General features: G+C 62.7%; 19 protein-coding genes. 5 read left to right on the top strand and 14 right to left on the bottom strand.

Annotation, left to right across the window (positions count from 1 at the left end):
* Positions 1 to 84: 84 nt before the first annotated feature.
* The 6 genes from ACHL_RS19655 to ACHL_RS19675 all read right to left on the bottom strand — a co-directional run bounded on the left by ACHL_RS19655 (position 85) and on the right by ACHL_RS19675 (position 7,945).
* Positions 85 to 2,073, bottom strand: coding sequence for a penicillin-binding transpeptidase domain-containing protein (locus ACHL_RS19655; protein WP_015939063.1), 1,989 nt, complete (start codon positions 2,071 to 2,073; stop codon positions 85 to 87).
* 83 nt (positions 2,074 to 2,156) lie between these two features.
* The gene (locus ACHL_RS19660; RefSeq protein ID WP_015939064.1) at positions 2,157 to 3,605 is read right to left on the bottom strand and encodes a phytoene desaturase family protein; all 1,449 of its coding nucleotides are present in this window, start codon (positions 3,603 to 3,605) and stop codon (positions 2,157 to 2,159) included.
* Positions 3,598 to 5,058, bottom strand: a complete 1,461-nt coding sequence (locus ACHL_RS19665; RefSeq protein WP_015939065.1) for a glycosyltransferase family 87 protein — start codon at positions 5,056 to 5,058, stop codon at positions 3,598 to 3,600. The genes ACHL_RS19660 and ACHL_RS19665 overlap by 8 nt, the downstream gene beginning before the upstream one ends.
* 50 nt (positions 5,059 to 5,108) lie before the next feature.
* A complete protein-coding gene (locus tag ACHL_RS24275) occupies positions 5,109 to 5,303 on the bottom strand; it encodes a hypothetical protein (RefSeq protein WP_015939066.1) in 195 nt (64 codons plus the stop codon).
* Between the two features lie 552 nt (positions 5,304 to 5,855).
* Positions 5,856 to 6,440, bottom strand: coding sequence for a histidine phosphatase family protein (locus ACHL_RS19670; protein WP_015939067.1), 585 nt, complete (start codon positions 6,438 to 6,440; stop codon positions 5,856 to 5,858).
* Positions 6,437 to 7,945 carry a CCA tRNA nucleotidyltransferase gene (locus tag ACHL_RS19675; protein WP_015939068.1) on the bottom strand — a complete coding sequence of 503 codons (1,509 nt, stop codon included), beginning with the start codon at positions 7,943 to 7,945 and terminating at the stop codon, positions 6,437 to 6,439. Before ACHL_RS19675 ends, ACHL_RS19670 begins: the two co-directional genes overlap by 4 nt.
* Positions 7,946 to 8,152: 207 nt before the next feature.
* On the opposite strand from ACHL_RS19675, the gene ACHL_RS19680 reads away from it, so the two are divergent.
* The 5 genes from ACHL_RS19680 to trxA all read left to right on the top strand — a co-directional run bounded on the left by ACHL_RS19680 (position 8,153) and on the right by trxA (position 14,185).
* Complete coding sequence (locus tag ACHL_RS19680) at positions 8,153 to 8,653, top strand: NUDIX hydrolase (protein WP_009357101.1); 501 nt, start codon at positions 8,153 to 8,155, stop codon at positions 8,651 to 8,653.
* Positions 8,654 to 8,720: 67 nt separating this feature from the next.
* Positions 8,721 to 10,868, top strand: coding sequence for a murein biosynthesis integral membrane protein MurJ (murJ, locus tag ACHL_RS19685; protein ID WP_015939070.1), 2,148 nt, complete (start codon positions 8,721 to 8,723; stop codon positions 10,866 to 10,868).
* A gap of 163 nt (positions 10,869 to 11,031) precedes the next feature.
* A complete protein-coding gene (locus tag ACHL_RS24280) occupies positions 11,032 to 12,666 on the top strand; it encodes a protein kinase family protein (RefSeq protein WP_015939071.1) in 1,635 nt (544 codons plus the stop codon).
* Positions 12,667 to 12,864: 198 nt separating this feature from the next.
* On the top strand, positions 12,865 to 13,821 hold the full coding sequence (gene trxB, locus ACHL_RS19695; protein ID WP_015939072.1) for a thioredoxin-disulfide reductase: 957 nt from the start codon (positions 12,865 to 12,867) through the stop codon (positions 13,819 to 13,821).
* A gap of 37 nt (positions 13,822 to 13,858) precedes the next feature.
* On the top strand, positions 13,859 to 14,185 hold the full coding sequence (trxA, locus tag ACHL_RS19700) for a thioredoxin (protein WP_015939073.1): 327 nt from the start codon (positions 13,859 to 13,861) through the stop codon (positions 14,183 to 14,185).
* 5,491 nt (positions 14,186 to 19,676) lie between these two features.
* Here trxA and ACHL_RS19705 read toward each other — a convergent pair.
* From ACHL_RS19705 to rpmH, 8 genes are all read right to left on the bottom strand, one after another.
* A complete protein-coding gene (locus ACHL_RS19705; RefSeq protein ID WP_015939074.1) occupies positions 19,677 to 20,993 on the bottom strand; it encodes a ParB/RepB/Spo0J family partition protein in 1,317 nt (438 codons plus the stop codon).
* 66 nt (positions 20,994 to 21,059) lie between these two features.
* On the bottom strand, positions 21,060 to 22,043 hold the full coding sequence (locus ACHL_RS19710) for a ParA family protein (protein WP_407681033.1): 984 nt from the start codon (positions 22,041 to 22,043) through the stop codon (positions 21,060 to 21,062).
* A 173-nt stretch (positions 22,044 to 22,216) separates the two neighbouring features.
* Complete coding sequence (rsmG, locus tag ACHL_RS19715) at positions 22,217 to 22,867, bottom strand: 16S rRNA (guanine(527)-N(7))-methyltransferase RsmG (RefSeq protein WP_015939076.1); 651 nt, start codon at positions 22,865 to 22,867, stop codon at positions 22,217 to 22,219.
* A gap of 19 nt (positions 22,868 to 22,886) precedes the next feature.
* Complete coding sequence (locus tag ACHL_RS19720) at positions 22,887 to 23,453, bottom strand: Jag family protein (protein ID WP_015939077.1); 567 nt, start codon at positions 23,451 to 23,453, stop codon at positions 22,887 to 22,889.
* Entirely contained in the window at positions 23,454 to 24,428 is a 975-nt protein-coding gene (yidC, locus tag ACHL_RS19725) for a membrane protein insertase YidC (RefSeq protein ID WP_015939078.1), read from the bottom strand. It abuts the gene before it with no gap.
* Positions 24,429 to 24,444: 16 nt separating this feature from the next.
* Positions 24,445 to 24,837 carry a membrane protein insertion efficiency factor YidD gene (gene yidD / locus ACHL_RS19730; protein ID WP_015939079.1) on the bottom strand — a complete coding sequence of 131 codons (393 nt, stop codon included), beginning with the start codon at positions 24,835 to 24,837 and terminating at the stop codon, positions 24,445 to 24,447.
* Entirely contained in the window at positions 24,830 to 25,240 is a 411-nt protein-coding gene (gene rnpA, locus ACHL_RS19735; RefSeq protein WP_015939080.1) for a ribonuclease P protein component, read from the bottom strand. The genes yidD and rnpA overlap by 8 nt, the downstream gene beginning before the upstream one ends.
* Before the next feature lie 41 nt (positions 25,241 to 25,281).
* The gene (gene rpmH / locus ACHL_RS23900; protein ID WP_003800212.1) at positions 25,282 to 25,419 is read right to left on the bottom strand and encodes a 50S ribosomal protein L34; all 138 of its coding nucleotides are present in this window, start codon (positions 25,417 to 25,419) and stop codon (positions 25,282 to 25,284) included.
* Between the last annotated feature and the right edge of the window lie 294 nt (positions 25,420 to 25,713).

A 25,713-nucleotide genomic window follows, 5' to 3' on the forward strand; every position in this document is an offset into this window, starting at 1 on the left:
ATCATCCCACGCCCAGGTCCCCCGGCTTCTTTTCCGGACCTGCTGGCCCGGCGGCCCGCAGGTCCGGATATCAGGGCAAGGGCCCTACCCGGCGGCGGTGAGGAAAGCCTTCAGCAGCGGGCCCGAGGTGGTGGCGCCGAGGCCGCCGTCCTCCACGAAGACTGCCACGGCCAGGTCGCCGTGGACGGCCACGATCCAGGCGTGGGTCTTGGGCGGGTTTTCGTTGCCGAATTCCGCGGTTCCGGTTTTGGCTCCCACAGGTTGGCCGGGAACGCTGGACAGGAACCCGGCGTGGCCGGATGTCACCACGGCGCGCATCATGTCAGCGAGGGAGGCTGCCTCCGCAGCGGTGATCGGTTTGTCCGACGCCGTCGACGGGGCTTCGGCACTTGCCGTCGCGGAGGGTTGCGCGGACGGCGCAGCGGATCCGCTGGCGGTCCCGGCGGCGGCAGCACCGCCGTCGGGGTTCAGGACAAGCTGGGGCGAAACCGGCGCACCCTTGGCCACTGCGCCGGCCATCATCGCGGCGGCCAGCGGGGAAAGCAACACCTTGCCCTGGCCGATCATGGAAGCGGCGTGCTCCGTTCCGGCGGCCTCGGCGGGGACCGAACCCAGGAAGGCGTCGGCACCCAGGGACGGCGCCTCGACGGCCAGTCCCATGGCCATCGCCGCTGCCTCAAGCTGGCCCTGGGACACGGAATCCCGGGCGGCGATGAACGCCGTGTTGCAGGAATGCGCGAATGCGTCCCGCAGGGTCACCGAGCCGAGCGAGCCTTCCGGGTAGCCCTCGGCATTCTTGAACGTGCGCCCGTCCACATTCAGCGTGGGGGTGCACTGCACCTTCGAATCCGGCGTCAGCCCGTTGCGGAACATGGCCAGCGAATCAACCATCTTGAACGTCGAACCGGGTGCGTACTGCCCCAGCATGGCCGTGTTGTAGCCGTTGCTGCCGGGGCCGGAAGCTGCGGCAAGGACGGCACCGCTGGATGGACGGAGTGCCACGATCGCCGAGGCCGGCTTCACGTCCTGGAGGGTGGTTTCGGCCAGGGTCTGCAGGCGGGGATCCAGGGTGGTCTTAAGCGGAGTGCCCGGCTGGGGCGCGATTTCGAAGAGGACCCGGCGCGGGTCAGTGGCCGCGGACTGGATCTGTTCACGGGTCAGGTCAGCGCGCTGGGCGCGGATCACGACGGCGTCAGTTCCCCTGAGCTGCTCGTCGTACTGCTGCTGCAGGCCGCCGACGCCGGTCGCATCTCCGGCGGTCAGCTTGCCTTCCGAGGCTTCGATCTGTTCGGCCGTGGCCTGGCCGACGGACCCGAGCACGGCGCGGGCGAAGGTCCTGTTGGGCGCGAGCGGCACCGAATCCGGAATCGCGCGGGCACCGGGGATGGCCGCAATCTGTTCGTTGGTGACGGTGCGGCCTTCTTCGCGCAGGGTGATGGCGGGGACGAATGCTTCCGCGCCCGAGGCCTTGACCTGCTGGGTGTAGCCGGCCGGGTCCACTCCCACAAGGGCCGCCAGTTTCGCCGCGGAATCGGCCGGATCTGCGGCCCCCAGTTGCGGCTTGTCGATCCCCACGTTCACCACGGGCCGGTAGGTGACCAGCGGGACGTCTCCGGCTCCCAGGATGTCGGCGCGCTGGGGCGACCGTGTGCCTTTGGTGAGGATCTCCGAATCGTTGAGGTCCGGCGCCAGGCTGGCGGGGTTCCAGACCGTCAGCCACTTGTCCCCGGACTTCCGGAAGGCAGCGGACGTGGTGTACTTCCAGTCGCTGTCGGCGATCTTCCAGCTGTAGGTCAACGGCGCTGAGGCGTTCTCGCCGTCCACAGTGATTTCCCCCGCCTCGACGGTGGGCTTGGCCGGGTCCAGGGATGCGAAAACATTCTTCAGCTGCTCGTTTGCTGCTGCAGCGTCTTTGCCGTCAAAGGCCACGCCGCCAACGTCGAGTCCGGAAACGGCTGATGCCAGCTGCCGGGCTGCGGCTTCCGCGCCGCCCCGTCCGTCGTCGCATGCCACCAGCGACGTTCCGAGAATAAGCGCAGCTACGGCAAGTGAAAGTTTTGTTGATTTCCCCATGGCGCCATTATCCACCGAGTTGGATGGGCTTTTCCCACGCCACGGCACCACCGGGCCGGCCGGACGGCAGGACTCCGCCGGTCTTACGGGAGGCCAAGGCCGAGGGCCGGGAGCCCCATGCCGAACATGTCCTTGAGGGCATACGTGGCGGCGTGCATCCCGGGCATCCCGGTAACTCCGGGGCCGGGAGGCGTGGCCGAGGAGCAAAGGTATACGCCGGGCAACGGGGTCCGCCACGGCACGGGTGACACCACCGGCCGCTGGATGAGGCCCCTGAGGTCCATGGTCCCCACGCTGAAATCCCCGCCAATATAGTTCCGGTTATAGCGGGAGAGTTCCGCCGCGGTGACGGTGTTGGAGTCCACGATCAGGTCGCGGAATCCGGGAGCGAACCGTTCCAGCTGTGCTGTCACGGCCTCTGTCATGTCCTTGGTGGACCCGGCAGGAACGTGGCAGTACGTCCACAGCGTGTGCCGTCCTGCGGGGGCACGGGTGGCGTCAAAGCGTGAGGGCTGTGCCACAAGGACATACGGGCGGTCCGGGTGCCTGCCCGCGGTTACCGCATTTTCCGAGCGCGCCAGTTCCTCGCGGGTCCCGCCCACGTGTACGGTTCCCGCGTCAGCCAGCCCGGCGGCCTGCCATGGAACCGGACCGGACAGGATGAAGTCCACCTTGCAGGAGCCGTTTCCGTAGCGGAAGGACTCCAGCGATGAGCGGTAGCGATGCGGCAGCGCACCGCCGGCCATGCCGGCGAATCCGCGTGGGGAAACGTTCAGCAGGGATGCCCGCGCGGGGGGAAGGTCGGTGAGCCGGTCCACCGGAAAGTCCGTGTGGATGAGCCCGCCGTGGTCCCGGATGTCCTGTGCCAGGGCCGCCGCGATGGCTGCGGACCCGCCCACCGGAATTGGCCAGCCGCCCGCGTGGCCCAAGGCTCCCAGCATCAGGCCTGCGCCGGAGGCGGCCAGTGAGGGCTGGTGGGAGATGGCATGGGCGGCCACTCCACTCAGGAGCGCCGGGGCCTTGTCTTCGCGGAACCTGAGGTTCCACAGGAAAGATCCCTGCTCTGCGGTCCGCGCCCCGAATATCCCGGCGGCCAACGGATTCCTGGGGATCCGCAGCAACTGGTCCTGGGTGAAATCCATGATGTCCGCGGTCCGGGCCACCAGCGGTGCCATGAGGTGCCGGTATGCAGCGCCGTCCTTCCCCAGTTCAAAGGCCGTCCTGTCCAGTGACCGGTAGGCCAGGGCGGCCCGGCCGCCGTCCAGCGGTGAAGCGAAGGAGAGTTCAGGCGTGACCAGGTCCACCCGGCGTGCGAGCTCGAAGGCCCGGAAGAAGGGGGAGGCCAGTGCCATCGGGTGGACCGCTGAACAGACGTCGTGGAAGTGGCCCGGCTGCATGAGTTCGGTGGTGCGGGTACCGCCGCCGATTGACCCGGCTGCCTCGAAGACTTCCACGGACAGGCCGGCGCGCGCCATGATGGCCGCCGCCGCAAGTCCGTTGGGTCCTGCACCGACAACGTTGACATCAGGCATGGGTGGATTCCTTCCGGTGCAACAGCGACCCTGACGTCCGGCGGAAATCCAGGCGGAGCCGGTCGGACGCGTTACTGAAGGGGCCGCCGTGCGGATCATCAAGGTTGTGCCGGCGGATGGGGTCGTAGCGGGGGTCGTAGATGTCCCAGGTGACCCGGGCCATCAGGTAGGTCACGGCGACCATGTGCGCTGCCACCGCCAGCACGTAGTAGGGCATGTCGAGGTTGTGCTGGGAGGAGCCCGCGCTGGTCACCTGCCCAAGGTACATCCACACCGCGGCCCAGTGCAGGCCCTCGATTCCCTGCCACACCAGGAAATCCCGCCACTTCGGACGGGCCAGCGCAAGCAGCGGAATGAGCCAGAGCACGAACTGGGGTGAATAGGCCTTCCCCGTCAGGACGAAGGCGGCCACCAGCAGGAACGCCAGCTGCGCCAGGCGTGGCCGGCGCGGAGCGGACAGGGCAACAACGGCAACCAGGACACACGCCAGGGCGAAAAACCCGATGGACAGCATGTCAATGGCTGCCGGGCTGATGACGGGCCGTTGAAGCTTTGCCGCCACAAGGTTGTAGGCGAACCACGGCGAACCATATCCTGCGTCCCGGCTGGCGTTGAACTGGAAGTAGTAGGCCCAGCCGCCGGGATTTGCTGCGGCGAACGGCAGGTTGACTGCTGCCCAGCTGACCGCCGCGGCTGATGTTGTGGCCAGCAGCGGCCGGAATTTACCGGTACGTACGGCCAACAGGAGGACGGCCGCCGGGAACAAGAGGGCATAGGCGTTGGCTGCTACCGCCAGTCCGGTAAGGATTCCGGCAGCGACGGGACGCCGGGCAGCAAAGAAATACATGCCGACGGCCAGCAGGCAGACAGCCCAGAGGTCCCAGTTGATGGTGCCCGCCAGGACCAGACCAGGTGCCACGGCCACCATGGCCGCATCCCACGGACGGCGGGCGGAAATCCGGGCTGTAGCAAGGACGGCAATCATGGCCGCCACGGCAAGCAGGACGGCGTTGATATCGAAGAAAGCCAGCACCCGGGCGTCGGAAATACCCTGGCCCGGGACCAACAGTGCGGTCACACCCGCAACAAGGCCCACCACAACCGGGTACTCGAAGGGGCTGCTGACGATGGGGAAGGCGCCATCGGCAAGGCCCCGGTTGCGGAACAGCTCGGGAAGGTCGGAATAGCAGGTGGCGTAGAACTGGGTGGGGGATTCCCATCCGTACGCCCGGCAGTACCCCTTGGCGAGGACTCCCAGGAGGGCTGCAGCGAGGGTCAGCAAAATGAGCACACGATCCACGGTGAACGGTCCGGGGGACACCACTCCCGGCTCCGATCTGCGCCCCAACGGCCCGCCCACCAGCTCGGTGAAGTTCCGGAGCAGCACGTCGCTGCGGCTGGGAACAACCAGCCTGGACGGTCCACGGCGCCCCCGGGGCTCGGTGTCCTGCATGTTCCCGAGCTTACAGCCCGCCCCCGGGCGGGAAGCCACGGGGGCGGGTGTCAGCGCAGGCCTCCCATTTGCTGGTGCATCACTGCAAAGGCGTCGTCGCGGTGCTGTTCCAGCAGCCGGCGGTTGAACCCGGCTTTGCCTGGCCGCCTGCGGACTCGCGTCAGCAGCTTGCGGATTTTTCGAATCAAGGTACTCACCTCCTTGGAAGATGTAAGGAAGATTTTGGGCGCGGCAAATAGAGCCATTGCCGAAACGTGAATTGGGCATAAAGAATCACCGAAAAAGAGGGCACATGAAATTCGGTGAATCAGGCGGCAATTAAAGGCGCACCTGGATAAACGGGAATACCGTCAGCAGGAGGCGGCTGCCCACAAGCGCGTACGGAAGGTACGGGCACCGATGCACGGGATGCCAAGGCAAACCAAGGCAGGCAGGCATAGACGGCATGCACAGGCCATGGCACTCAGTTAAATTGCACTCAAGCTTCCGGCAGGTCCGGCATCAAGGAATCCGCCGCCAGCGCGGCGGAATCACGGGCTAGTGGCCGGCGCGGCCCTGCGGAAAGTGCACCTCGTGAGCGGAGGCCGGGGCAGCATTGACGGCCACATTCCATTCGCCAGTCAAAGTCATCATTCTCCCAACCTCCTCTTCTTTCATTCGCGGCATCGTGTGGATGCGGCAGCACGGGCAGTGCCCCGGCAGAAAAGTCCTGGGGCTTGGAATAAAGGTACACCACGAATTACGCTGCGGCTATCCTTTTGTGCACAAATAGAAGAAATTCTTTAGGTAACTGGTGTTCAGAGTCCCCAGCGGACAATTGCGGGAGTCTTCTTATCCCATCCGAGCGTGCATACCTTTGCCGTGCCGAGGACGAAATGCCGGCCTTCAACGGGAGGCAGTTCCAGCCAGCGAGCGGTCAGGATGCGGGAAAAATGCCCGTGGGCCACCACCAGCACGTTGTCCATTCCGGATTCGAGGACGCGGCCGATGATCTTGTCAGCCCTCGCCGCCACCTCGTCCAGGCTCTCGCCATTGGGCACGCCGTTGGTCCAGATCAGGTAGTCCGGGTTGTCCTTGCGGATGAGGTCGGAACTGATGCCCTCGTAGTCGCCGTAGTTCCATTCGACGGCGAGGGGTTCGTGCTGGGCATCGGGGAAGCCTGCCAGCTCAGCCGTCCGGCGCGCACGGCGCAACGGGGACGTGAGGACCAGGTCGAAGTCCACACCATCCAGTGCCTTGCGGGCTTCAACGGCCTGCTGTTCACCTTCAACGGTGAGCGGCAGGTCCGTGAGCCCGGTGTACTGGCCGCTCTTGGACCATTCCGTCTCGCCGTGGCGGAGGATCCAGAGCTGGGGACGCGGGGCGAGGGCGGGATTGGTCACTTGGACTCCTCAACATGGGAAGGTTCGACGCCGGCGGGGGACTCTTCGTCCGCCGGCCCGGCAGGTGATGCTTCAGGCTGTTCGGCCCACCAGCGGAGGAGCCTGGCCTCCGCATCGTCGGCGGCCAGTGGTCCATGCTCCATCCGCTCATTGAGGAGGAACTTGTAGGCCCTTCCCACCACCGGTCCGGGCTTGAGGCCCAGCAGGGACATGATCTGTGCCCCGTCCAGGTCCGGGCGGACCGCTTCCAGGGACTCCTGCTCACGCAGCGCCGCGATCCGTTCCTCGAGATCGTCGTAGGCGAAGGACAACCTGTCGGCCTTGCGCTGGTTGCGGGTGGTGACGTCGGAGCGGGTAAGGCGGTGCAGCCGCTCCAGCTGGGGACCGGCATCGGTGACATAGCGGCGGACGGCTGAGTCGCTCCACCCGGCGTCCCCATAGCCGTAGAAGCGCATATGCAGTTCCACCAGGCGGGCCACCGACTTGATGGTGTCGTTGTCGAAGCGCAGGGTCTTCATCCGCTTCGTGGTGAGTTTGGCACCCACCATGTCGTGGTGCCGGAAGCTCACCGCGCCGCCCTGTTCGAAACGGCGCGTAGCCGGCTTGCCGACGTCGTGCATCAGTGCCGCGAACCGCAGGACGAAGTCGGGGCCGGGCACGGGCCCGTCCGCGTCCGTCTCGAGGGCCGCAGCCTGTTCCAGGACCTGCAGCGAATGCTGGTACACGTCCTTGTGCCGGTGGTGTTCGTCGGACTCGAGCCGGAGCGCGGACACCTCCGGAAGCACGAACTCGGCCAGGCCCGTGTCCACCAGCAGGTCCACACCCACGCGGGGGCGGGCGCCGCAGACGAGCTTGACCAGTTCGTCGCGGATCCGCTCGGCGGAGATGATGGTGATCCGTTCAGCCATGCCGGTCATGGCCTTGCGGACGTCGTCGTGGACGGAGACACCCAGCTGGGACGCGAACCGGGCGGCCCGCATCATCCGCAGCGGATCGTCGGAAAAGGATGCCTCCGGCGACCCCGGCGTCGCCAGTACCGAGGCGTGGAGGTCGCGGACCCCGCCGAAGGGGTCCACCAGTTCCATGGTGGGCAGCTTCAGTGCCATGGCGTTGATGGTGAAGTCGCGGCGCAGCAGGTCGTCGGTCAGCGATGAACCAAAAGCGACTACGGGCTTCCGGGAGTCCGGATCGTAGGCTTCTGCCCGGTAGGTGGTGATCTCGATCTGGAATCCGGCCTTGCGCATGCCGATGGTTCCAAAGGCGCGGCCGATTTCCCAGAAGTTGTCTGCCCACTTCTTAATAAGGGCAACCGTCTGGTCCGGGGTGGCGTCGGTGGTGAAGTCCAGGTCCGGCGAGGTCCGGCCGAGGAAGAGATCGCGCACGGGACCGCCCACCAGCGACAGTTCGTGGCCGGCGTCGACGAAGCGCTGGCCAAGCTCCAGGACCACCGGGTCCACCTGGAAATCGACGGTGTGGGAATCAGTCTTGTGATGTGCGTGCGCCATAGTTACTTAAGCTTGGCAGAAACCGGCGGCACGGCAGGCCAAAAAGTCCGTCAAGATCCGTGGGATTCACGGGCCGCCGCGAAACTGCGTCATATGCCGTCCATGTTTGCGTCATGTTCCGGTCATCACGAACGGGCAACAGTCGTTAGAGTGGACTCCATGGCCCATCCAGTACCGAGCGCTCCAGGCAGGAGGACAAACGCACCATTGCCGTCGGCAATAGGTGCGCACGTTGCCCCTGCCCCGCACTCGGCGCCGGCGTCGCTGCCGACGGTGGAGGAAGTTTCCGCCGGCGGCGTGGTGGTTGACACGTCCGACGCCGAGCTTCGGGTTGCGATTATTGCCCGCCTTAACCGCGGGGGACGCCTGGAGTGGTGCCTGCCCAAGGGCCACCCGGAGGGCAAAGAGAACAACGAAGAGGCAGCGGTCCGCGAAATTGCCGAGGAAACCGGCATCGAGGGCAGCATCCTGGCGCCCCTGGGCAGCATCGACTACTGGTTTACCGTCAGCGGCCACCGGGTCCACAAGACCGTGCACCACTACTTGCTGCGTGCCACCGGCGGTGAACTGACCATTGAGAACGATCCCGACCAGGAGGCCGTGGACGTTGCCTGGGTGCCCATCCAGGAACTGGCCAGGAAGCTTTCGTTCCCCAATGAGCGGCGCATCGCCGACCTCGCACGCGAGGTCCTGCCCGGCCACCTCTGACGCCGGGCCGGCCCAGCGCGCAGCGGCGTTGCGGTGTTAAGCGCCTCCGGGTGAGACGATGAACTCGATGTCAGCTACCAACTTTCCTTCCGACAAAGCCGGCCGGACCGGCAATGCCGCGCCGGAAGGCCTCCCCGAAGAACCTGCGGCTCCGGCCGCCGCGCCAGCGACTTCAGGAGCCAGTGAAACCCGTTCCAGCGCCATCATGGCCGCCGGCACCCTGGTCTCCCGGTTCCTGGGCTTCGGCAAAACCTGGATGCTCGGAACGGCCCTAGGCCTCGGTTCCACGGTCAACGACACGTTCATCAACGCCAACAACCTGCCCAACCTGATCTTCCTGCTGGTGGCCGGCGGTGTCTTCAACGCCGTGCTGGTGCCGCAGATCATCAAAGCCAGCAAGGCTCCGGACAGGGGAGCGGACTACATCAGCCGCCTCCTGACCCTTGCGGTCCTGCTGCTGCTGGGCCTCACTGCCCTGGTGACGCTGGCTGCGCCGCTGGTCATCGACGTCACCACGCAGGGATACAGTCCGCAGCAGAAGGCGCTGGCCGTCACCTTCGCGTTCTGGTGCCTGCCGCAGATCTTCTTCTACGGCCTGTACGCCCTCCTCACCCAGGTCCTCAATGCCAACGGGGCCTTTGGGCCTGCCATGTGGGCGCCCATCCTGAACAACCTGGTGGCCATAGCCGGCCTGGGGATGTTCATCTGGATTTTTGGCACCAACGAGTTCAGTCCGCACACCCTGGCCAACTGGGGATCAACGCAGACGTTGTTCGTTGCTGGGTTCTCCACCATCGGCGTGGTGGCGCAGACGGCCATCCTGATGATCCCGGTCTTCCGGCTCAAGCTTGGCCTCCGCCCGCGGTTCGGCTGGCGGGGCGTGGGACTGGGCCAGGCAGCCAAGCTGAGCGTGTGGACCCTGCTGACGGCCGCCGTCGGGCAGCTCGCCTTCCTGTATGTCATGCGCATCGCCACGATTCCCGGTGCCGAACGCCTCCGCCTTGCGGAGGCGGGCAATCCGGCCGCTGACATGCTGCCCGGCAACGCCGTGCTGGAGGTGGCCAGCCAGCTGTACCTGCTGCCGCATTCGATCATTGCCCTGTCCCTGGCCACAGTCCTGTTCAACCGGATGACCCGGGCTTCCCAGGACGGTAACCGGGCTGAGTTGCGGGATGCCCTCTCCCACGGCCTGCGGACCATGGCCGTGGCCACCGTCTTCGGTGCCCTGGCACTCTTCGCCCTGGCTGGTCCGCTGGGCATGTTCTTCTCCGGCGGCTCGCGCAACGACGGCGTGATGCTGGCCCAGACGCTCACCATCCTGGCGCTCAGCACCCCCTTCATGAGTGCCAACTTCATGATGTCCCGCGTCTTCTACGCCAACGAGGATGCGCGGACCCCGTTCTACGTTCAGTTGCTGCTGGCGGTGGTGTACGTGGTGGGCGCCTTTGCCATCCAGTTCATGCCGGTGGGCCAGATCATCTATGCGATCGCCGTCCTGTACATGGTGGGCAATATCCTCTCCGTAGTGATCAGTGCGTTCTTCCTGCGTCGCCTCCTCGGCAACCTGGACGGACCGCGGATTGCCAATGCCTATATCCGCATGGGCTATGCCGCCCTGGGCTCGGCGATCGCGGGTGCCGGTGCCCTGTGGCTGATGGGCAGTTACAGCCCGGACGGGTTCGCCTGGAGCGGCCGCCTCCAGGCACTCGTGACGCTTGCCGTTGTGGGACCCGTGATGCTGGCTGTTTACTTCCTGCTCCTCAGGCTGTTCCGCGTCTCCGAGCTGACGGACATGCTCCGGCCCCTGCTCGGACGGCTTGGACGTGGAGGCCAAGTGGCGCCCTCAGCGGCAGGCGGGGTCCCGCCGACGTCCGCTCCCGAGGGCACCCCCTCAGTGGAAGCCGGGCCGGCAGCAGAGCGTCCCGCCCGTGCAACCACCTCGGTGGATACGGGCCTCATTCCCCGCATTTCAGGTGAGTTTGATGCTGTGTCCTTCAGGGCAGGTCCGGAGCCTGAGCGGGAGGCCTCCGGCGCGCATTACGACGACGGCGCCCCCACACCGGATGACGGCAACTACCTGCCGGGAGAGGACCAGGCCAGCACTGCGCGCGGCGGATTGCTCCGCGAGCAAATTCCACTGCCGGGCCGGCGCACTTTCCAGGGCAAGGCGGGCCAGAACCCCTATTTCAGCCGTCGGCGCCCCCGGAAAAAGTGACTTTGGCGCTGTTTCGGCGCTTCTTTCTCCGCGGCGGTCCACCCTCAATCGGCTAGGATCGGAAGGGTACAGGGGGAAGTTGTATCCGGGAGACCGCCATCCTGCCGTCCGCGGACGGCTGGGTCATCCATGCCGGAAATCCCGGAAAATCTAGGAGGAACACGTGTCCAACCCGATCGATGTCGGATCAGTACTGGGCGGCCGCTACAAGGTCACAGCCACGGTATTGACCTCGCATGACCACGATCTGGTGCTGGATGGTGTGGACCAGGTCCTCAACCGCCCGGTAAGCATCCTGGTTGCCGGACCCCAGAACACCGAACAGGTGGCCCAAAGCGCACGCGAAGTAGCCACCGGCGAACGTCCCGGCACTGTGCAGGTGCTGGACCTCGGCGTCACCGAGGCCGCCACGTACCTCATCACCAACCACACGTCCGCAGCAGACCTGCTGGACCTAGTGGTGGCTTCCAACCCGCCCTACGTGGAGCCGTTCTTCACGGACACGCTGGGCAGCGAGATCTTCGGCCAGGCCCGCTCGTACGAGCCCGAGCCCTATGACGACGAAGAAAACGTCGAGGCCGGCTACATCAATTACTCGGACACGCACCCCAGCCAGGTCGATCCCTACCGCGATGCTCCTGCCGTTCCGCCCAAGCCACCTGTGCGCCCCGCCACGGCACCTGTTGCACCTGCCGCCGCCCGCAACGGCGGTTCCGGTGCTGCAGCCGCCGGCGCTGCTGCGGGTACTGGCGCAGGCGTTGCTGCCGGTGCCGCTGGAGCTGCTGGCGCTGCGGGCCGTGCTCCGGCGTCCGCGCCGGCCGACCCCGAGGCCACTGCTGCCCATCCCGTGCAGCCTTCCACCGGACGTTCCGCGCCCGAAGCCACCGACAGCGGGCATCCCGTGGCCTCTGATTCCGGGCGTCCGAAGGTTTCCCTGTGGTCCGACGACGACTACGCGCAGGCGGACACCCAGGACGGCTACGACTACCAGTACGAAGAAGAGCCGGTGGAGGAGCGTGCGCCGGCCAACAAGAAGGGCGCACTCTTTGCCAGGGCAGCGGCACCGGCCGCCGGCGGCGCGTCCTTCGCCGGCCGCGGCAACGATGACGATGACCGCGATGACTACGACGACGACCAGGACGAAGCAGGGCGTGAGCCGCGGTCCATGCGGTGGCTTGTTGGCGGACTCCTGGCCGTTGTCCTCATCGCCGGGCTGGTTTTTGCCGTGACAAACCTGGGCAGCCTCTTCACGCAGCCGGAGGCCGGTGGCCCCGCGCCGGCAGCCACAACGGGTGCTCCTGAGGCTTCAGCAGCTCCCACGCAGGCGCCCACGTCCGCCGCACCGGCGGTTCCGCCGGCTATTGAAAGCGTCACCCGCCAGGGCAACTTCGACTTTGCTGCCACCTTCGACGGCGACCTGGTCAAGGCCTACGACGGCAACGCTGCCAGCTACTGGTCGGACATGGAGTTCGCCACCGAGAACTGGGGCGGTCTCGCTCCCGATGGCGTGACACTTGCAGTCAAACTGAAGAGTGCAGCCACCGTTTCCTCCATCACGCTCTCGCAGCTTGGGGGATCGGGCGGAAGCATGACCGTCTACACCAACGACCGGCCATCGCTTGACGGCGCCAAGTCCGTGGGAACCAACAGCTTCACTTCCGGTGACCTCAACCTGCCGCTCGCTGAACCGGTCAAGGCCCAGTACGTCATCGTCGCCATCAATGCGCTGCCCAAGCTCGCAGCACCCAAGACCCGGTACGGCTACGGTCTCCGCCTGGCCGAAATCAAGGTTCAGTAGCCAGTCACAGTAACCTCTGCATGCCGGCGAGGGCATGCCCTGTAATCTGGAAAGAGCGTCCTGCTGAGATAGCTCCATTCCGTCCGTCTGTGATCTTCTCTGCCCGGACGCCGGAATATTCAGCATCCAGAAGCAGTTGTGCCATGTGGCCGGCCTCCACACGGAGGCACGTCGAACAAGGAAGAGGTTCACCGTTCAGTGACCATCGCAGAAACCACCGCGTCCGAAGTACGTGATGTCATCATTGTCGGCTCAGGCCCGGCGGGTTACACGGCAGCCGTCTACACGGCCCGAGCCAACCTCAAGCCCCTGCTGTTCGCGGGCTCAGTGACCGCCGGCGGCGAACTCATGAACACCACAGACGTGGAGAACTACCCGGGGTTCCCCGAGGGCATCATGGGTCCAGACCTGATGGAAAACTTCGAGAAGCAGGCCACCCGCTTCGGAACCGAGATCCAGTTTGAGGACGTCACCGCGCTGGACCTCGAAAGCCCTGTCAAGACCGTCACCATCGCAACGGGGGAGACGTTCAAGGCGCGGTCCATCATCCTGTCCACTGGTTCCGCCTACCGGGAACTCGGCCTGCCCAACGAAAAGCGCCTGTCCGGCCACGGAGTCAGCTGGTGTGCAACCTGCGATGGTTTCTTTTTCAAGGACCAGGACATCGCCGTCGTTGGTGGCGGCGACTCCGCCATGGAGGAGGCTCTCTTCCTCACGAAGTTCGCCAAGTCCGTGACCGTGGTTCACCGCCGTGATTCCCTGAAGGCATCGAAGATCATGGCGGACCGTGCCCTGGCCCACGACAAGATCAAGTTCATTTGGAACAGCACCGTGGAAGACGTCATCGGCGAATCGAAGGTCACCTCGCTGAAGTTGAAGAACCTCGTAGACGGAAACGTTACTGACCTCGCCGTCACGGGTGTCTTCGTTGCCATCGGCAATGACCCCCGGACGGACCTGGTGAAGGACGTCCTTGACCTGACTCCGGAAGGCACCATCGCGGTCCAGGGCCGGAGCTCCAAGACGAGCATCCCCGGCGTCTTCGCAGCCGGCGATGTCGTGGACCCCACGTACCGGCAGGCGATCACCGCATCCGGTTCAGGTTGCGTGGCCGCAATTGACGTTGAACACTACCTGGCGGATCTTCCCGCTTAGGCACTGACGAAAAACATACCGAGAAGAAAGAGTGGCTATGAGCAACGCTAAAGACGTAACTGACGCAAGTTTCGGCACCGACGTACTGTCTTCGGAGAAGCCGGTTATCGTGGACTTCTGGGCTGAATGGTGCGGTCCGTGCCGCAAGCTGGGTCCCATCCTTGATGAGATCTCCGTGGAGTACGGCGAGAAGGTTGACGTCGTCAAGGTCAACGTCGACGACAACCCCGCCATCGCTGCCGAATACGGCATCACTTCCATCCCTGCCGTTTACCTCTTCCAGGGCGGCGAAGTGAAGAACACGGTCATCGGTGCAAAGCCGAAGCAGTTCTTCGAGAAGGAATTCGCAGACGTTCTTTCCTAGGTGCATTCCCCAGTAGGGGAGTTGATACCTCAATGAGTGGCCATCGCCTATTTGGCGGTGGCCACTCTTGTTTCAAGAGGTCACGCTTTTGGGACTTCAAAGGCCAGCAATACCATGGCTCGGATACCTCCCGTGGTTGCTTTCCGGAGTGGACCGCGATAACTTGCGAAAGTAATCAGGCCTAGTGCGGCTGGTTTCACGTGAAACAGTACTGAGAGTGTCTCAGGTTTCGCCGCGGTGACCTTGGGCGCTCGTTCGTTGCAAGCGCTGCCAAGTACTCAGGATTTCCACCCATATGCATCGCTAAGCAGCCATTCTTGTGGCGTGCGAACCGATCTGGTGGACCCCTCTACATCTTCCCTCCGAATCCGCCGATGGTGATTGCCGCACATTTTGAGACGATGAGGCAGCGTTGAACTACATAAACGCATTCTTCAAATGACCTTTCCTACGAAATGGCCGCTTCTTGAACCACAGCGGCTCCCCTTGGGAGAGAATCGTTTCACGTGAAACATCTTGACATTTTGAGGGCGCACAGAGCAGCTTTCCTCCCAAGACCGCAGATCGAGCCAGAGGCCTCCAACGTCCAGCACTCACGGAAAACACATCTGAAACTCGTAACCGAAAAGTCTCCAACCGAGATGATAGTGGCCGGAGTCGATGGCGTAGGACTACGTTGAGAGTTCCAAGACTTCCTGGAACTCGGAATCAGGTAAACAATCCGACGCTGTGACCCGGGCATCGTGCGTTGTTCGCTAACGTCCTAGATTTTCCAGAGTCGTGGCCCAAGACGATAGCACCATCAATTTGTTTGAGCCATATGGACGTCCCAGGTGATCGCATGGGGGGAGCATGCCGATTCAGATGGGCTAACGCGAGTCGTGCCAGCCCCGCGGGCGGAGCGGCAAGGCACGGCACGGCACCCCATCGCACCCAATCGCACCGCAATGCACGCTGCGGCTGCAGATCATCTCGTAGGTCGAGCGACGAGCCCGCTGTCGGTGCGTCCGGAAGCACCACCCGCGGCATCTCGTGTGAACACCACGGCAGCCACTCCGTAACTGGCCGCTTCGTATCCAATAGCTTCGCAGATGCTCATGGTGACATGGCAAGGACAACTATCCCATGACTATCGACATGGCTGCGTTCAAGTTCGTGCTCGCTGTAGGTGCTGATTGCGGCAAAGTAGCACTCAAAGGACCTTCGAGACACCCATATGAAGCTTTCGCATGCGCTAGGCCCGCTCTTCCCCTCGTACAATACCCAAGAGAAGCTTTTTGTCTTCGACAGCAGGCAGCGTCCCCATCCCGGAGGGGCGCAGCCTTGGAACACGTTTCACGTGGAACACTCATGGACCTCGCTTAAGCCCAGAGATGAAGCACCGAAAGCACTCCGCCTGTCTTCAAGACAGTGACCTCGGGAGACTAGAACAGCACCGGGGAACCCTGTGGCAGATCCGACGTATGACCAGCCAGGAGTGGCGAAGGACGGCAAAAGAGCTCCACCACGAACCATCTACTATGCTCACGGCCCCCAACTGAAGGTTGACCACATCCCACTCTCTGGACTTAGGGAGGCGGATGGAGGGCGTTTCACGTGAAACAACCACCACACTATAGAGATCACGGGCCATGTCGGGTGCATCCTTCAACGTCATCTGTTTCACGTGAAACGCTTACGGAATCGCGCATCAGAGAGGGGCGCACCGGAGATCTGGAAGCTTTCGGACCCGGGTGCCCCCTGGTCCATCTCCAAGCTTGCTGAGCTTCCCAGTGAAAAGGGCTCCAACCCTCTCCTACGGCTCCGGAGGCTACGGGGAGTTCCTTCTGATCGGTGGCCGCGGTTGAGGGTCAATCGAGAGACCGGAGGCACAACTGGCCAGGTCTCACAGCAGAAGTCTCCTGCAGGCCCTCCCGACCCACGTCGTCGCCATTGTGTAGAAGACCAGTGTGCCGCATCTATGCCCGGGCCCTACGAGAGTCAGCGTCCCAAGACCAACTTCCTGGCCAACTTGTCGAGGAATCCTGAGCAACAGGCATGTCCATTTCTCTTGTGCCCGCGCCGACCACAACAACACGTGGCCCAGGTGGCCGGCAGTAGCGACCTATACATATATGCGAGACTGCGTGACTGCCCCAAGGGTAGCTCCCAGGTCCCATTCAAAGCCAGCAGCGTGGGGGCGATGCCGAACCAGGATTCATACTTCGGTAGTCGGGACACGGAATCCACCATTGCCTAGTCGCCCTCGTCAGGAGCCGTTTCCAGGATGTGCAGCAAGAGCCCTGCAAAGTTCTTCCGCCGCCCGGCTGACTGCTGACCGACGGGCCAGGACTGGCTTCGACGCCACACGATCACAAGGCCGCCGAGTCGTACCGTATCCCTCATGGGCTTACCGTCAGCTTCGGGCCGGCGTGCAGACCACCACAGCGTCTTCGAGTCGGCGTGCAAGACCACCGCGGCAATCTAGCGCCTAAGCTCGTGGGCTCACAAACACCACATCGAGACCGGTGGCCGCCTCCAACGTGGCACAGGCCAAGCCCCGCCGCCCAGTCCTGCCAAGCGCTGCACAACCCCGCTCTGTCGCCCGACCACCGCTAGCCAGCGACCGGCGGCCGCCGTAGCATTAGCAGGCAATTCCTTGCTGAGTCCCTACCTGTGACCGACCATAGTTGCCGCACAGCTTCATGCCGTGACGGGACGTGTGTTTTTTCCCACAGGTTTATCCACAGCTCCAGCCTCTTCTATCCACACAGTTATCCACACCCCGCTTCTTGCATCCCCAAGCTTCGTCCGGCGTCTGGCCATAGTAGCTGCCAGGCCAGTAGGGCGGCCACCTTTCACCCTTCGCATTGGTTCGAAATTGGGCGGTCAAGGCTCCTGCGGAATCGGCCACACAGGCTCACTAAATCAGCCAGATTCAGCCTATTTGAGTGCTCTGTAGAGTAACTCTGCAGCGTCAGTTCGTAGGTAACCAAAGTGCCTGCCAAGTTTCACGTGAAACAGCCGTTGTCAGACCGGGACTCTAGTGAGGTGAGGTTAAACTACTCGTGGCCGTGAGCACATGTGGGACAACGGTTCCACTGCTTGTGCACAGATCTTTCCACAACTTTATCCACAGGCTTATCCACCACGTCAACGAACCAACTGGTCGTGGCTCTGCCGTCCCGATGCGGACATCTGCTGCTATCTGCGCTGGACGTGAGCCCGGAACACGCCGCCGGAAATCCGGACTAGATGAGCCCACGGAGTAACCGTCCAACGCGTTAGGTCTTGCACTCCGCACGTCTCGACAGGCACTGCTAGGACTCTCCTGAGTCCAGTCTGGTCTGCACGCCAGCCATTCTCCTAGGGAGGTCCTGGAACTGTCACTGGAAACAATCCGGGCGCGCATGCCCTTTTTGATGCCGGCATACAGAAGCGAGATGGCATCTGTTCAGGGGCCGATACTTGGCGACGCTTAGCTGAGTACAGGGGGAGTGGACCTCCTGCGAAGCATGCTTGGGGCCACGAGAGAAGCAACTGACTACCCCCCCGTTGACAGGCCTCTTGTGCCATCGTGGCTGACCAGGGGGTCAGGCCGCTACTCTCGTCGGGGCTATCTGCCTTGCGCTCCACACCTCCAGTACATGGAGGGCAGGTCGGACAAGGACTTGGGGCAGATTGGACCGATGGTCACTCATACCGGGGTCGGAGTATCCTGACGCCGCTCGATATTGCCATTTGCACCGCAGGCCGGACTGTAACGGCAACCCTCAAGGAGACCGCAGAACTCGCACATTCCGCTAAGGTGCTGCGTCGTCAACGTGGATCGAATCCCTCGATTCGGCCTGTCTCCTCTTGTCTGAAGGCACTCTGTCGACGTGCGCTCGGACCTTGATGGCCGCGTGCTGAGCCATTACATGTCGGATCGGCCGCGACACGTCCAACTCAACGGCCTCTTCCCACTTGGGTCATCTCACTGCCAGCCAGTCCGTCCGCAAACACCGACGCACGGTCAGCGGGTCCCCAGGTTGCGTTTCACGTGAAACGTAAACGGAGGAATGCCATATGGCGGAGGCATGTCTAGGAAGGAGTCGGATCTGATGTCTACCACTTCTACGGTCCTCACTCTGCAGGAGGCTACGTAAGGCAAGAAGGTTTCACGTGAAACAGCACGCTTTGCGGACACAAGTCGCCTGGTTCCCCGCCACGCGTCACTAGGCCGAGAGCCATTGTCCAGATGTTCCACGTGAAACAGCGCTCTGCCGCCGACCGAAATTCGACTGTTCCCTACAAGTGCCCCAAGGCCGGAAGTGATGTCCGGTTGTTCCACGTGAAACGCCTCGTCAGGCACCGCAAGATCGTCTGCTGCTCATCACCCTGAGATGAATGCTCAGCACGCCGCTTCACGCATCGATAGGCAGGAGAACCAGGGCGGGATCTCTCCGACTCTCAGACACTCTTTGCGGGTTCCGATGCGAAATACCCTAGATGCAATCCGCGCCTGGGCGCTTTCGAACGCTGCATCGGCGTTGTCGGCTGAATCGATGACCAGTACGGCCTACCATGGGGTCACCCCAAGCCACAAGGTGTGATGCCTGGACTCGTCTAAACAAATGGCCAACGTCGACGGACCCGCACCCAGACAGCCTTCGGAAACGCTGCCTGGACGGATGACCAACACCGCGGACGCGCCATTTCTTCAGCTGGACTGCCGACGTCATCAACGCTTAGGGACTCAACGGCAATGCGTGGCTCCTGTGGCGAAGCATTCTTCGTCCTCATGCCGATTTACGTTCACTGTCCCCGCCGCCAAGTTGCAATTTTGAGGCCTATGGAACCTCCGAGTCATCTTGGTTGTGAGCGTCGCTCGGTCGCACGCAGCCCTGAGAACGGACGCAAGGGGATTATGGAGCTGGAGTATTGCCCGCTATTCACTGGACTTGGACAAGGCATGTTTGTCACTTCTAAGGCGACAGATGCTGAGGCCTTGAAGTATCGGTAGTTCACTTCGCTAACGGTCCCAGGGCTGTGATGGCTCGGCAACCGCATTCAGGCCATCGGTTAGGAGTGGCAGCAGCCCTACTGCCGCATCGAACCTTTCGGGCCACGGTCACTGTACCGACAACAGACTGCCCACACCCGATAGCAATAGGTGGCGACAACCACCCGTTAAATGATGTTCCGCCGCACACTGACCAGGGGCATTAGCGTCACGGACACAGCGAGTGGACGTGTTTCACGTGAAACACCTTCATCCCATCAGGTCTAACAGGCACTCATCGAGGATCATTCAAAGGACAATTCTGTCGGAAATTGCCTCGGGTGTCAGCGTGCAGTCCGCCTTCTTGTCTCCATACTAGGGGTGCGACGTTTCCCTGTCTGAACTGCTGGCAAGGTATAGGGCTTGGCATTCAAGTCACGGCCCGGAAGCTTCAATCAAGGCAGGCACTAGTCAGAAAAGACAGGAGGCTCGGTTCAAAAGAACCGAGCCTCATGTCATTCGCTACAACTAGTTAGCCGAGTCCGGAGCTAAAACATCCATGATCCGGTTCAAGTCCTCAACACTGGCAAATTCAATGCTGACCTTACCTTTGCGGACTCCCAATGAGATCTTGACGTTGGTATCCAACCGGTCGGAAAGAGATGATGCCAGGTAATCAAGCCGTTCGTGGCGTGCACCGGGGCGGGGCACATTGTTCTTGGCCGGGGTGGCCGGGTCCTGGTACAGGGTTACGGCCTCCTCAGTGGCCCTCACAGACATTCCCTCAGCGACGATCTTCTGGGCCAGCCGCTCCATCGCAGCGGCGTCTGGAAGGGCCAGCAGTGCCCGCGCATGGCCGGCCGAGAGAACACCTGCCGCTACCCGCCGCTGAACAAGCGGGGGGAGCTTGAGGAGCCGGAGAGTGTTGGATACCTGGGGTCGGGAACGGCCGATCCTGTCGGCCAGCTGCTCATGAGTCGTCCCGAAGTCCTCCAACAGCTGCTGGTAGGCAGCTGCCTCTTCGAGCGGGTTCAGCTGGCTGCGGTGCAGGTTCTCCAGCAAAGCGTCGCGCAGAAGGTCATCATCGGTCGTTTCGCGGACGATAGCAGGGACAGTATCCAGGCCGGCAGCCTGCACTGCCCGCCACCGGCGTTCACCCATGACGAGCTCATACGGCTCGACACCATCTTCAGTTGATTTACGGACAACAATTGGCTGGAGAACGCCGATTTCACGAACAGAGTGAACAAGCTCTGCCATATCGTCTTCGTCGAAGACTGAACGTGGCTGTTTCCGGTTCGGATGAATGTCCGTAACGGAAATCTCGGCGAAGTGGGCACCAGGGACCTCCACCAAGTCCGCCCCATTGTCCGAGGCGCCTAGCCCGGCCACCTCAGCGGACGGGGAACCATCCGATGAAGACGGGGATGAAGTCCCACCAAAGCCGGTACTCCCCGCCGGCGCAGCCGGTGCCGGTGTTGCCTGGCCTTTGCCCGCGGTGGTTGCAGTGTCATCCGCATCCGCTGCTGCTCCCGCAACCTCTTTGGCCTTCTTGGTAGTACTGCCAGCCGTCCGCGCCGTACTTGTAGATTTCCTGGGCACTGGAGTTTTCGCCGGCGCTACCTTTTTTGATGCAGGTGCGGGTTCACTGGGAGCTGCCGCCGATGGTCCGTCCGGCTTGCCCGTGCCTTCTGCTTCAACAGGCTCTGACTTCTTACGGCCTTCCGGGAAGAAGAGATCTACCGGACGCGACGCAGCGGCACCGTTGCCCTGACCGTTGGACGCGCCTGAACTAGGAATCAGCGCGCCAAGACCGCGGCCAAGGCCCCGTCGCTTCTCGCTCATGGGTAAATCCCTCCAGTGGTAGAACCGGGCGTAGTTCCGACTCCGGTCGATGCAGTATTGAAGATTTTAGCGCTCTGCTATTTCAGCAGCGGCTTCCAGGTAGGACAGGGCACCGCTGGAGGAAGGGTCATAGGTCATGACTGTCTGCTGGTAGCTCGGAGCTTCGGAGATACGTACGGAGCGGGGAACAACTGCAGAGAGCACCTGTTCAGGGAAATGCGTCCGGACCTCGGCCGCCACCTGGGCAGCCAGGTTGGTGCGGCCGTCGTACATGGTGAGCAGGATGGTGGAAACAACCAAATCAGCGTTCAGGTGCTTCTGGATCATTTCGATGTTCTTCAGCAGCTGGCTCAGTCCTTCCAGCGCGTAGTATTCGCACTGGATGGGAATAAGGACCTCATTGGCCGCGCAGAAAGCGTTGACTGTCAGGAGGCCCAGGCTGGGCGGGCAGTCGATGAAGATGTAGTCGAGCCGTTCCTCACCGTTCTTTTCCCGGGTCTTGGCGTAGACATCGATGGCCCGCCGCAACCGCTGTTCGCGCGCCACGAGCGACACGAGTTCGATTTCCGCCCCTGCGAGGTGGATGGTGGCCGGAGCGCAGATGAGCTTCTCCATGTCGGGGCACTGCGCCACTACGTCGGCCAGCGCCACGTCATTGATGAGTACGTCGTAGATGCTGTCCACGTCGGCATGGTGCTCAATACCAAGAGCTGTGGAAGCGTTGCCCTGGGGATCAATGTCGATGACCAGCACGTTCAACCCGGCAGCAGCCAGCGCGGCAGCGATGTTCACCGTCGTGGTGGTCTTGCCGACACCGCCCTTCTGGTTCGACACAGTAAAGATGCGGGTCTGTTCAGGTCGCGGAAGCCGGCGGCCCATCAGCTTTTCGCGGCGCTTGGTCTCGTGGGCGAGCTCGCGGGCAATCGGGCTGGAATCGTCAATGGCGTCAATAACGTTCGATCGACTCGCAGCGGTTGTTTCACGTGAAACAAGCGCTGCGGAAGAGCTGTTTACAACCGTTTTAGGGTGGTTTCCGCCTCGTCCAGGAATACTGACCGGGCCAGAGACAGAACGTGCGGACCCCAGCGTCACAAACGGGGGTATCCGTTGTGCGGAGGCTTCACTACTTGTCACTGGGGCACACTCACTCTCGTTCAGCCAATTTTGCTGCCGTTGTCTAGCCTAACTGCTGCACCCGGCAGACCGAGGTCACCGGGCCCTTACTAGGACTTCTTTTGGGGCTTGTTTACAACGATGCGCACTACCGTGGTGGGCTCCTCCAGGAGGTTGTCACCCACGGTGAGTACTGATGTCTCAACGCCACCCAGTTTCCGGATGGCCTTGGCGGCTTTCTCGATCTCTTCACCAGCACTGCGGCCCTTGATGGCAATCACTTCACCCGTACCGCCAAGGAGGGGAATGGTGAGCCCGGCAAGGTTCGTCAGGGCAGATACGGCCCTGGCCGTCACAACGTCGGCTTCGACATGTCCCACGGCAAGCTCGGCCCGGCTGCGCATGACCGTGACGTTATCCAGGCCGAGATCATCAACCACTTCCTGGAGCCAGATCACCCGGCGTTCCAAGGGTTCAATGAGCGTCAGCTCAAGATCCGGCCGCGCTATCGCCAGGCACAGCCCCGGAAGCCCGGCACCGCTTCCAACATCCGCCACACGGCTTCCCTGCGGAATCTCACTTTCGATGACGGCGCAGTTGAGGACGTGACGGCTCCAGAGTCGCGGGATCTCCCGAGGGCCTATAAGTCCCCGTTCAGTTCCGGACGTCGCCAAGTGTTCAACGTAGCGCTTAGCCAGATCCAGCCGATCGCCGAAAATCTTCTCAGCAGCCCGAAGTTCGGCAGCCGTGATATCAACCATGGTTAGCGGCAGCAATTCTCTAGTCAGCGGATACAACGATGTGGCGGCCGTTGCCTTCGCCCTCGGACTCGCTCACGAGTCCCAGGTCGGCAACAGCGTCGTGGACAATCTTGCGCTCGTAGGCACTCATGGGCTCAAGCGCCACGGGCTTGCCGGTCTCCTTGACCGACGCAGCAGCGTCTTCGGCAATCTTCTGCAGGTGTCCGGTTCGCTCCTGCCGGTAACCGTTGATGTCCAGCACCAGGCGCGAACGGCTTTCAGTGGCAGAGAGGACCGCCAGGCGAGTCAGTTCCTGCAGGGCCTCCAGGACTTCGCCGTCCTCACCCACCAGGCTCTCCAGCCCTTCGGTCTCCTCCTCGGCCACGATGGAGATGTACGTCCTGCCGTTGCGGACCTCGATGTCGATGTCGCCATCAATATCTGCGATGTCCAGCAGTTCCTCGAGGTAGTCGGCCGCGATGTCGCCCTCTTCTTCCAGCCGGCTGGCAGCAGAAGATTTTACGGGCGAAATGTCCGCAGTCCCGGACTCGTCGCGGTCCTCGACCACGTCTTCAGAGAGGGCGTGTTCGGTGCTTTCGGCTGACATCTACTTCTTCTTCCTGTTCTTACGTTGTGGCTGTACGCGCTGTCCCTTGGCTTCGACGATCGCGGCCTCGGCCTCTGCGTCGGCCGCGGCGTCCTTCTTTCCGGTCAGGATAGAGAGCGCGGGCAGGCCTTTGGCGGCCCGGCGTTCGGCAAGGGCCTTGGCAGCGGGGGAACCAGGCGTGGGCATCCGGCGGATGACGAAGAACTGCTGCCCCATGGTCCAAAGGTTCGTGGTGGTCCAGTAGATCAGGACACCGATGGGGAAGTTGATGCCGCCAACACCGAAGACGATGGGGAGGATGTACAGCATCATCTTCTGCTGGCGCATGAACGGGCTGGCCATTGCCTCTTCAGACATGTTCTTGGCCATGATCTGCTTCTGGGTGATGAACTGCGACGCCGTCATGGCGAGGATCATCACGATGGAGAGGATCCAGACGGCAGTCTGGTTACCGCCACCCCCGCCGTGCAGCAAGGAGGCTGACAGCGGAGCCCCGAAGATGCTGGACTCGTCGAACTGCACCACTTGGTCGTGGCTCATGGCACCGACGCCCTGGCCTGCTTTGGCGTTGTTGCTGATACCGGAAAGCACCTGGAACAGCGCGAAGAAGAAGGGCATCTGGATCAGCATGGGCAAGCAGGCGGAGAACGGGTTGGTTCCATGCTTCTTGTACATGGCCATCTGTTCCTGGGCCATGGCCTGGCGGGACAGCTGGTCGGTCTTGCCCTTGTACTTGTCCTGCAGCTTCTTCAGGTCCGGCTGCAGAAGCTGCATGCCGCGCTGGGCCTTGATCTGCTTGACGAACACGGGGATCAGGGCGGCACGGATCACCAGCACCAGCCCAATGATGGAAAGCGTCCACGTCCAGCCGTTGGCTGCCGGCATGCCGATGAGGGTCAGTCCCTCGTGGAAGCCCACCATGATGATGGAAACCAGCCACTTGAACGGAAACATGATTGTTTCAAAGAAGTCCATACGATATCCCTATTCGTCAGGCCGCACTGCGGCCTTCTTCATCAGTCCGAGCAACCAGGTACCTGTCCGGATTGTTCAGCACAACAATTGTGGGGGTCTGGTTTTCAGGCCATTCCCGCTTGCCGGCGGGGACGTGGTCCACGCCGCCGGCGTTCCATGGGTGGCAGCGGCCCAGCCGGCGGGCGGCCAGCCAGGTTCCCTTTACAGCGCCATGGACGGTGACAGCTTCAAGGGCGTAAGCCGAGCATGAAGGAAAAAACCGGCAGACCTGGCCGTACAAGGGTGAAATCACCTTGCGGTAGGCCTTCAGCAGGAGAATGAGGATGTTCCGGGGCGCGTTCCAGAGAAACAGCAGGACGGCGGCGGGAACAGGATGAAGATGGGCGACGACGGCGGTGGCGTTAGGCACGCGGTGTCCCCTTCTGTGTTGTACCAGCCGAACCCTTGGCAGCAGCCCGTTGGGGGCGGCCGGCCAGCCGGTTCAGCGTCGACTCAAGTGCAGCGTCGTAGTCCTCCCGCAGCTGGTCCCAGCTGGCGGAAGCGGACGCAGGCAGCGCCCTGACCACTATGGCGAGGCCGGTGCCGTGTTCGCGCAGCGACGCAGCACCTGCTTCCCGTAGTCTCCTCTTAACGAGGTTCCTGACCACAGCGTTCCCGACACTCTTGGAAACGATGAACCCGATCCGGCTGGGTTCGCCGGCAGCAATGGCTGCCGTATATAACACTACGTTCCGGCGTCCATTGCGGACACCGGAACGTACGGTTGTTGAAAAGTCGGCGGAAGTCCTCAGGCGGTTACGGGTGGCCAGCACCTTAAACTCGCAAGGAAGGTATCTACCGACAAGTCAGTTATTTAAGCCGACAGCTCGGTGCGGCCCTTGCCACGGCGGGCAGCCAGGATGGCGCGGCCGGCACGGGTACGCATACGAAGGCGGAAGCCGTGCTTCTTGGCTCGACGGCGGTTATTCGGCTGAAAAGTCCGCTTGCTCACGTTAGTTACTCCAGTGGATCAAAGGTGCGTCCACCCGATCAATAAGGGGAAGAACTGGCCGACGCTAAGTTTTGTATATGTACGCTTCCCCCTGCTGCCCAGGCGCGGTGCGCTTGGGAGAATCAGTCGGGGCCAAAAAGCGGACACAAAGGACTTCACAACGTTAGGGCAATTTGGACCCTGCAGTCAAACCGGGCGGGGTCCACACAGCCATCCCCAGCTGTGTCTAAGTACCCTTCCGGCCCTGTGGATGAAGTGGCTCACAGGCACCAAACGGGAACCACAACGGTGTAA

It is taken from the genome of Pseudarthrobacter chlorophenolicus A6, assembly GCF_000022025.1.
In the GTDB taxonomy this organism is placed as follows: Bacteria; Actinomycetota; Actinomycetes; order Actinomycetales; family Micrococcaceae; genus Arthrobacter; species Arthrobacter chlorophenolicus.

Coding starts and splice junctions, on each gene's coding strand:
- ACHL_RS19705 (WP_015939074.1), bottom strand. CDS start 20,993: ATGAGCGAGAAGCGACGGGGCCTTGGCCGCGGTCTTGGCGCGCTGATT.
- ACHL_RS19675 (WP_015939068.1), bottom strand. CDS start 7,945: ATGGCGCACGCACATCACAAGACTGATTCCCACACCGTCGATTTCCAG.
- ACHL_RS19655 (WP_015939063.1), bottom strand. CDS start 2,073: ATGGGGAAATCAACAAAACTTTCACTTGCCGTAGCTGCGCTTATTCTC.
- yidC (WP_015939078.1), bottom strand. CDS start 24,428: ATGGACTTCTTTGAAACAATCATGTTTCCGTTCAAGTGGCTGGTTTCC.
- ACHL_RS19660 (WP_015939064.1), bottom strand. CDS start 3,605: ATGCCTGATGTCAACGTTGTCGGTGCAGGACCCAACGGACTTGCGGCG.
- ACHL_RS19720 (WP_015939077.1), bottom strand. CDS start 23,453: ATGTCAGCCGAAAGCACCGAACACGCCCTCTCTGAAGACGTGGTCGAG.
- murJ (WP_015939070.1), top strand. CDS start 8,721: ATGTCAGCTACCAACTTTCCTTCCGACAAAGCCGGCCGGACCGGCAAT.
- rsmG (WP_015939076.1), bottom strand. CDS start 22,867: ATGGTTGATATCACGGCTGCCGAACTTCGGGCTGCTGAGAAGATTTTC.
- ACHL_RS19665 (WP_015939065.1), bottom strand. CDS start 5,058: ATGCAGGACACCGAGCCCCGGGGGCGCCGTGGACCGTCCAGGCTGGTT.
- ACHL_RS24275 (WP_015939066.1), bottom strand. CDS start 5,303: ATGGCTCTATTTGCCGCGCCCAAAATCTTCCTTACATCTTCCAAGGAG.
- trxA (WP_015939073.1), top strand. CDS start 13,859: ATGAGCAACGCTAAAGACGTAACTGACGCAAGTTTCGGCACCGACGTA.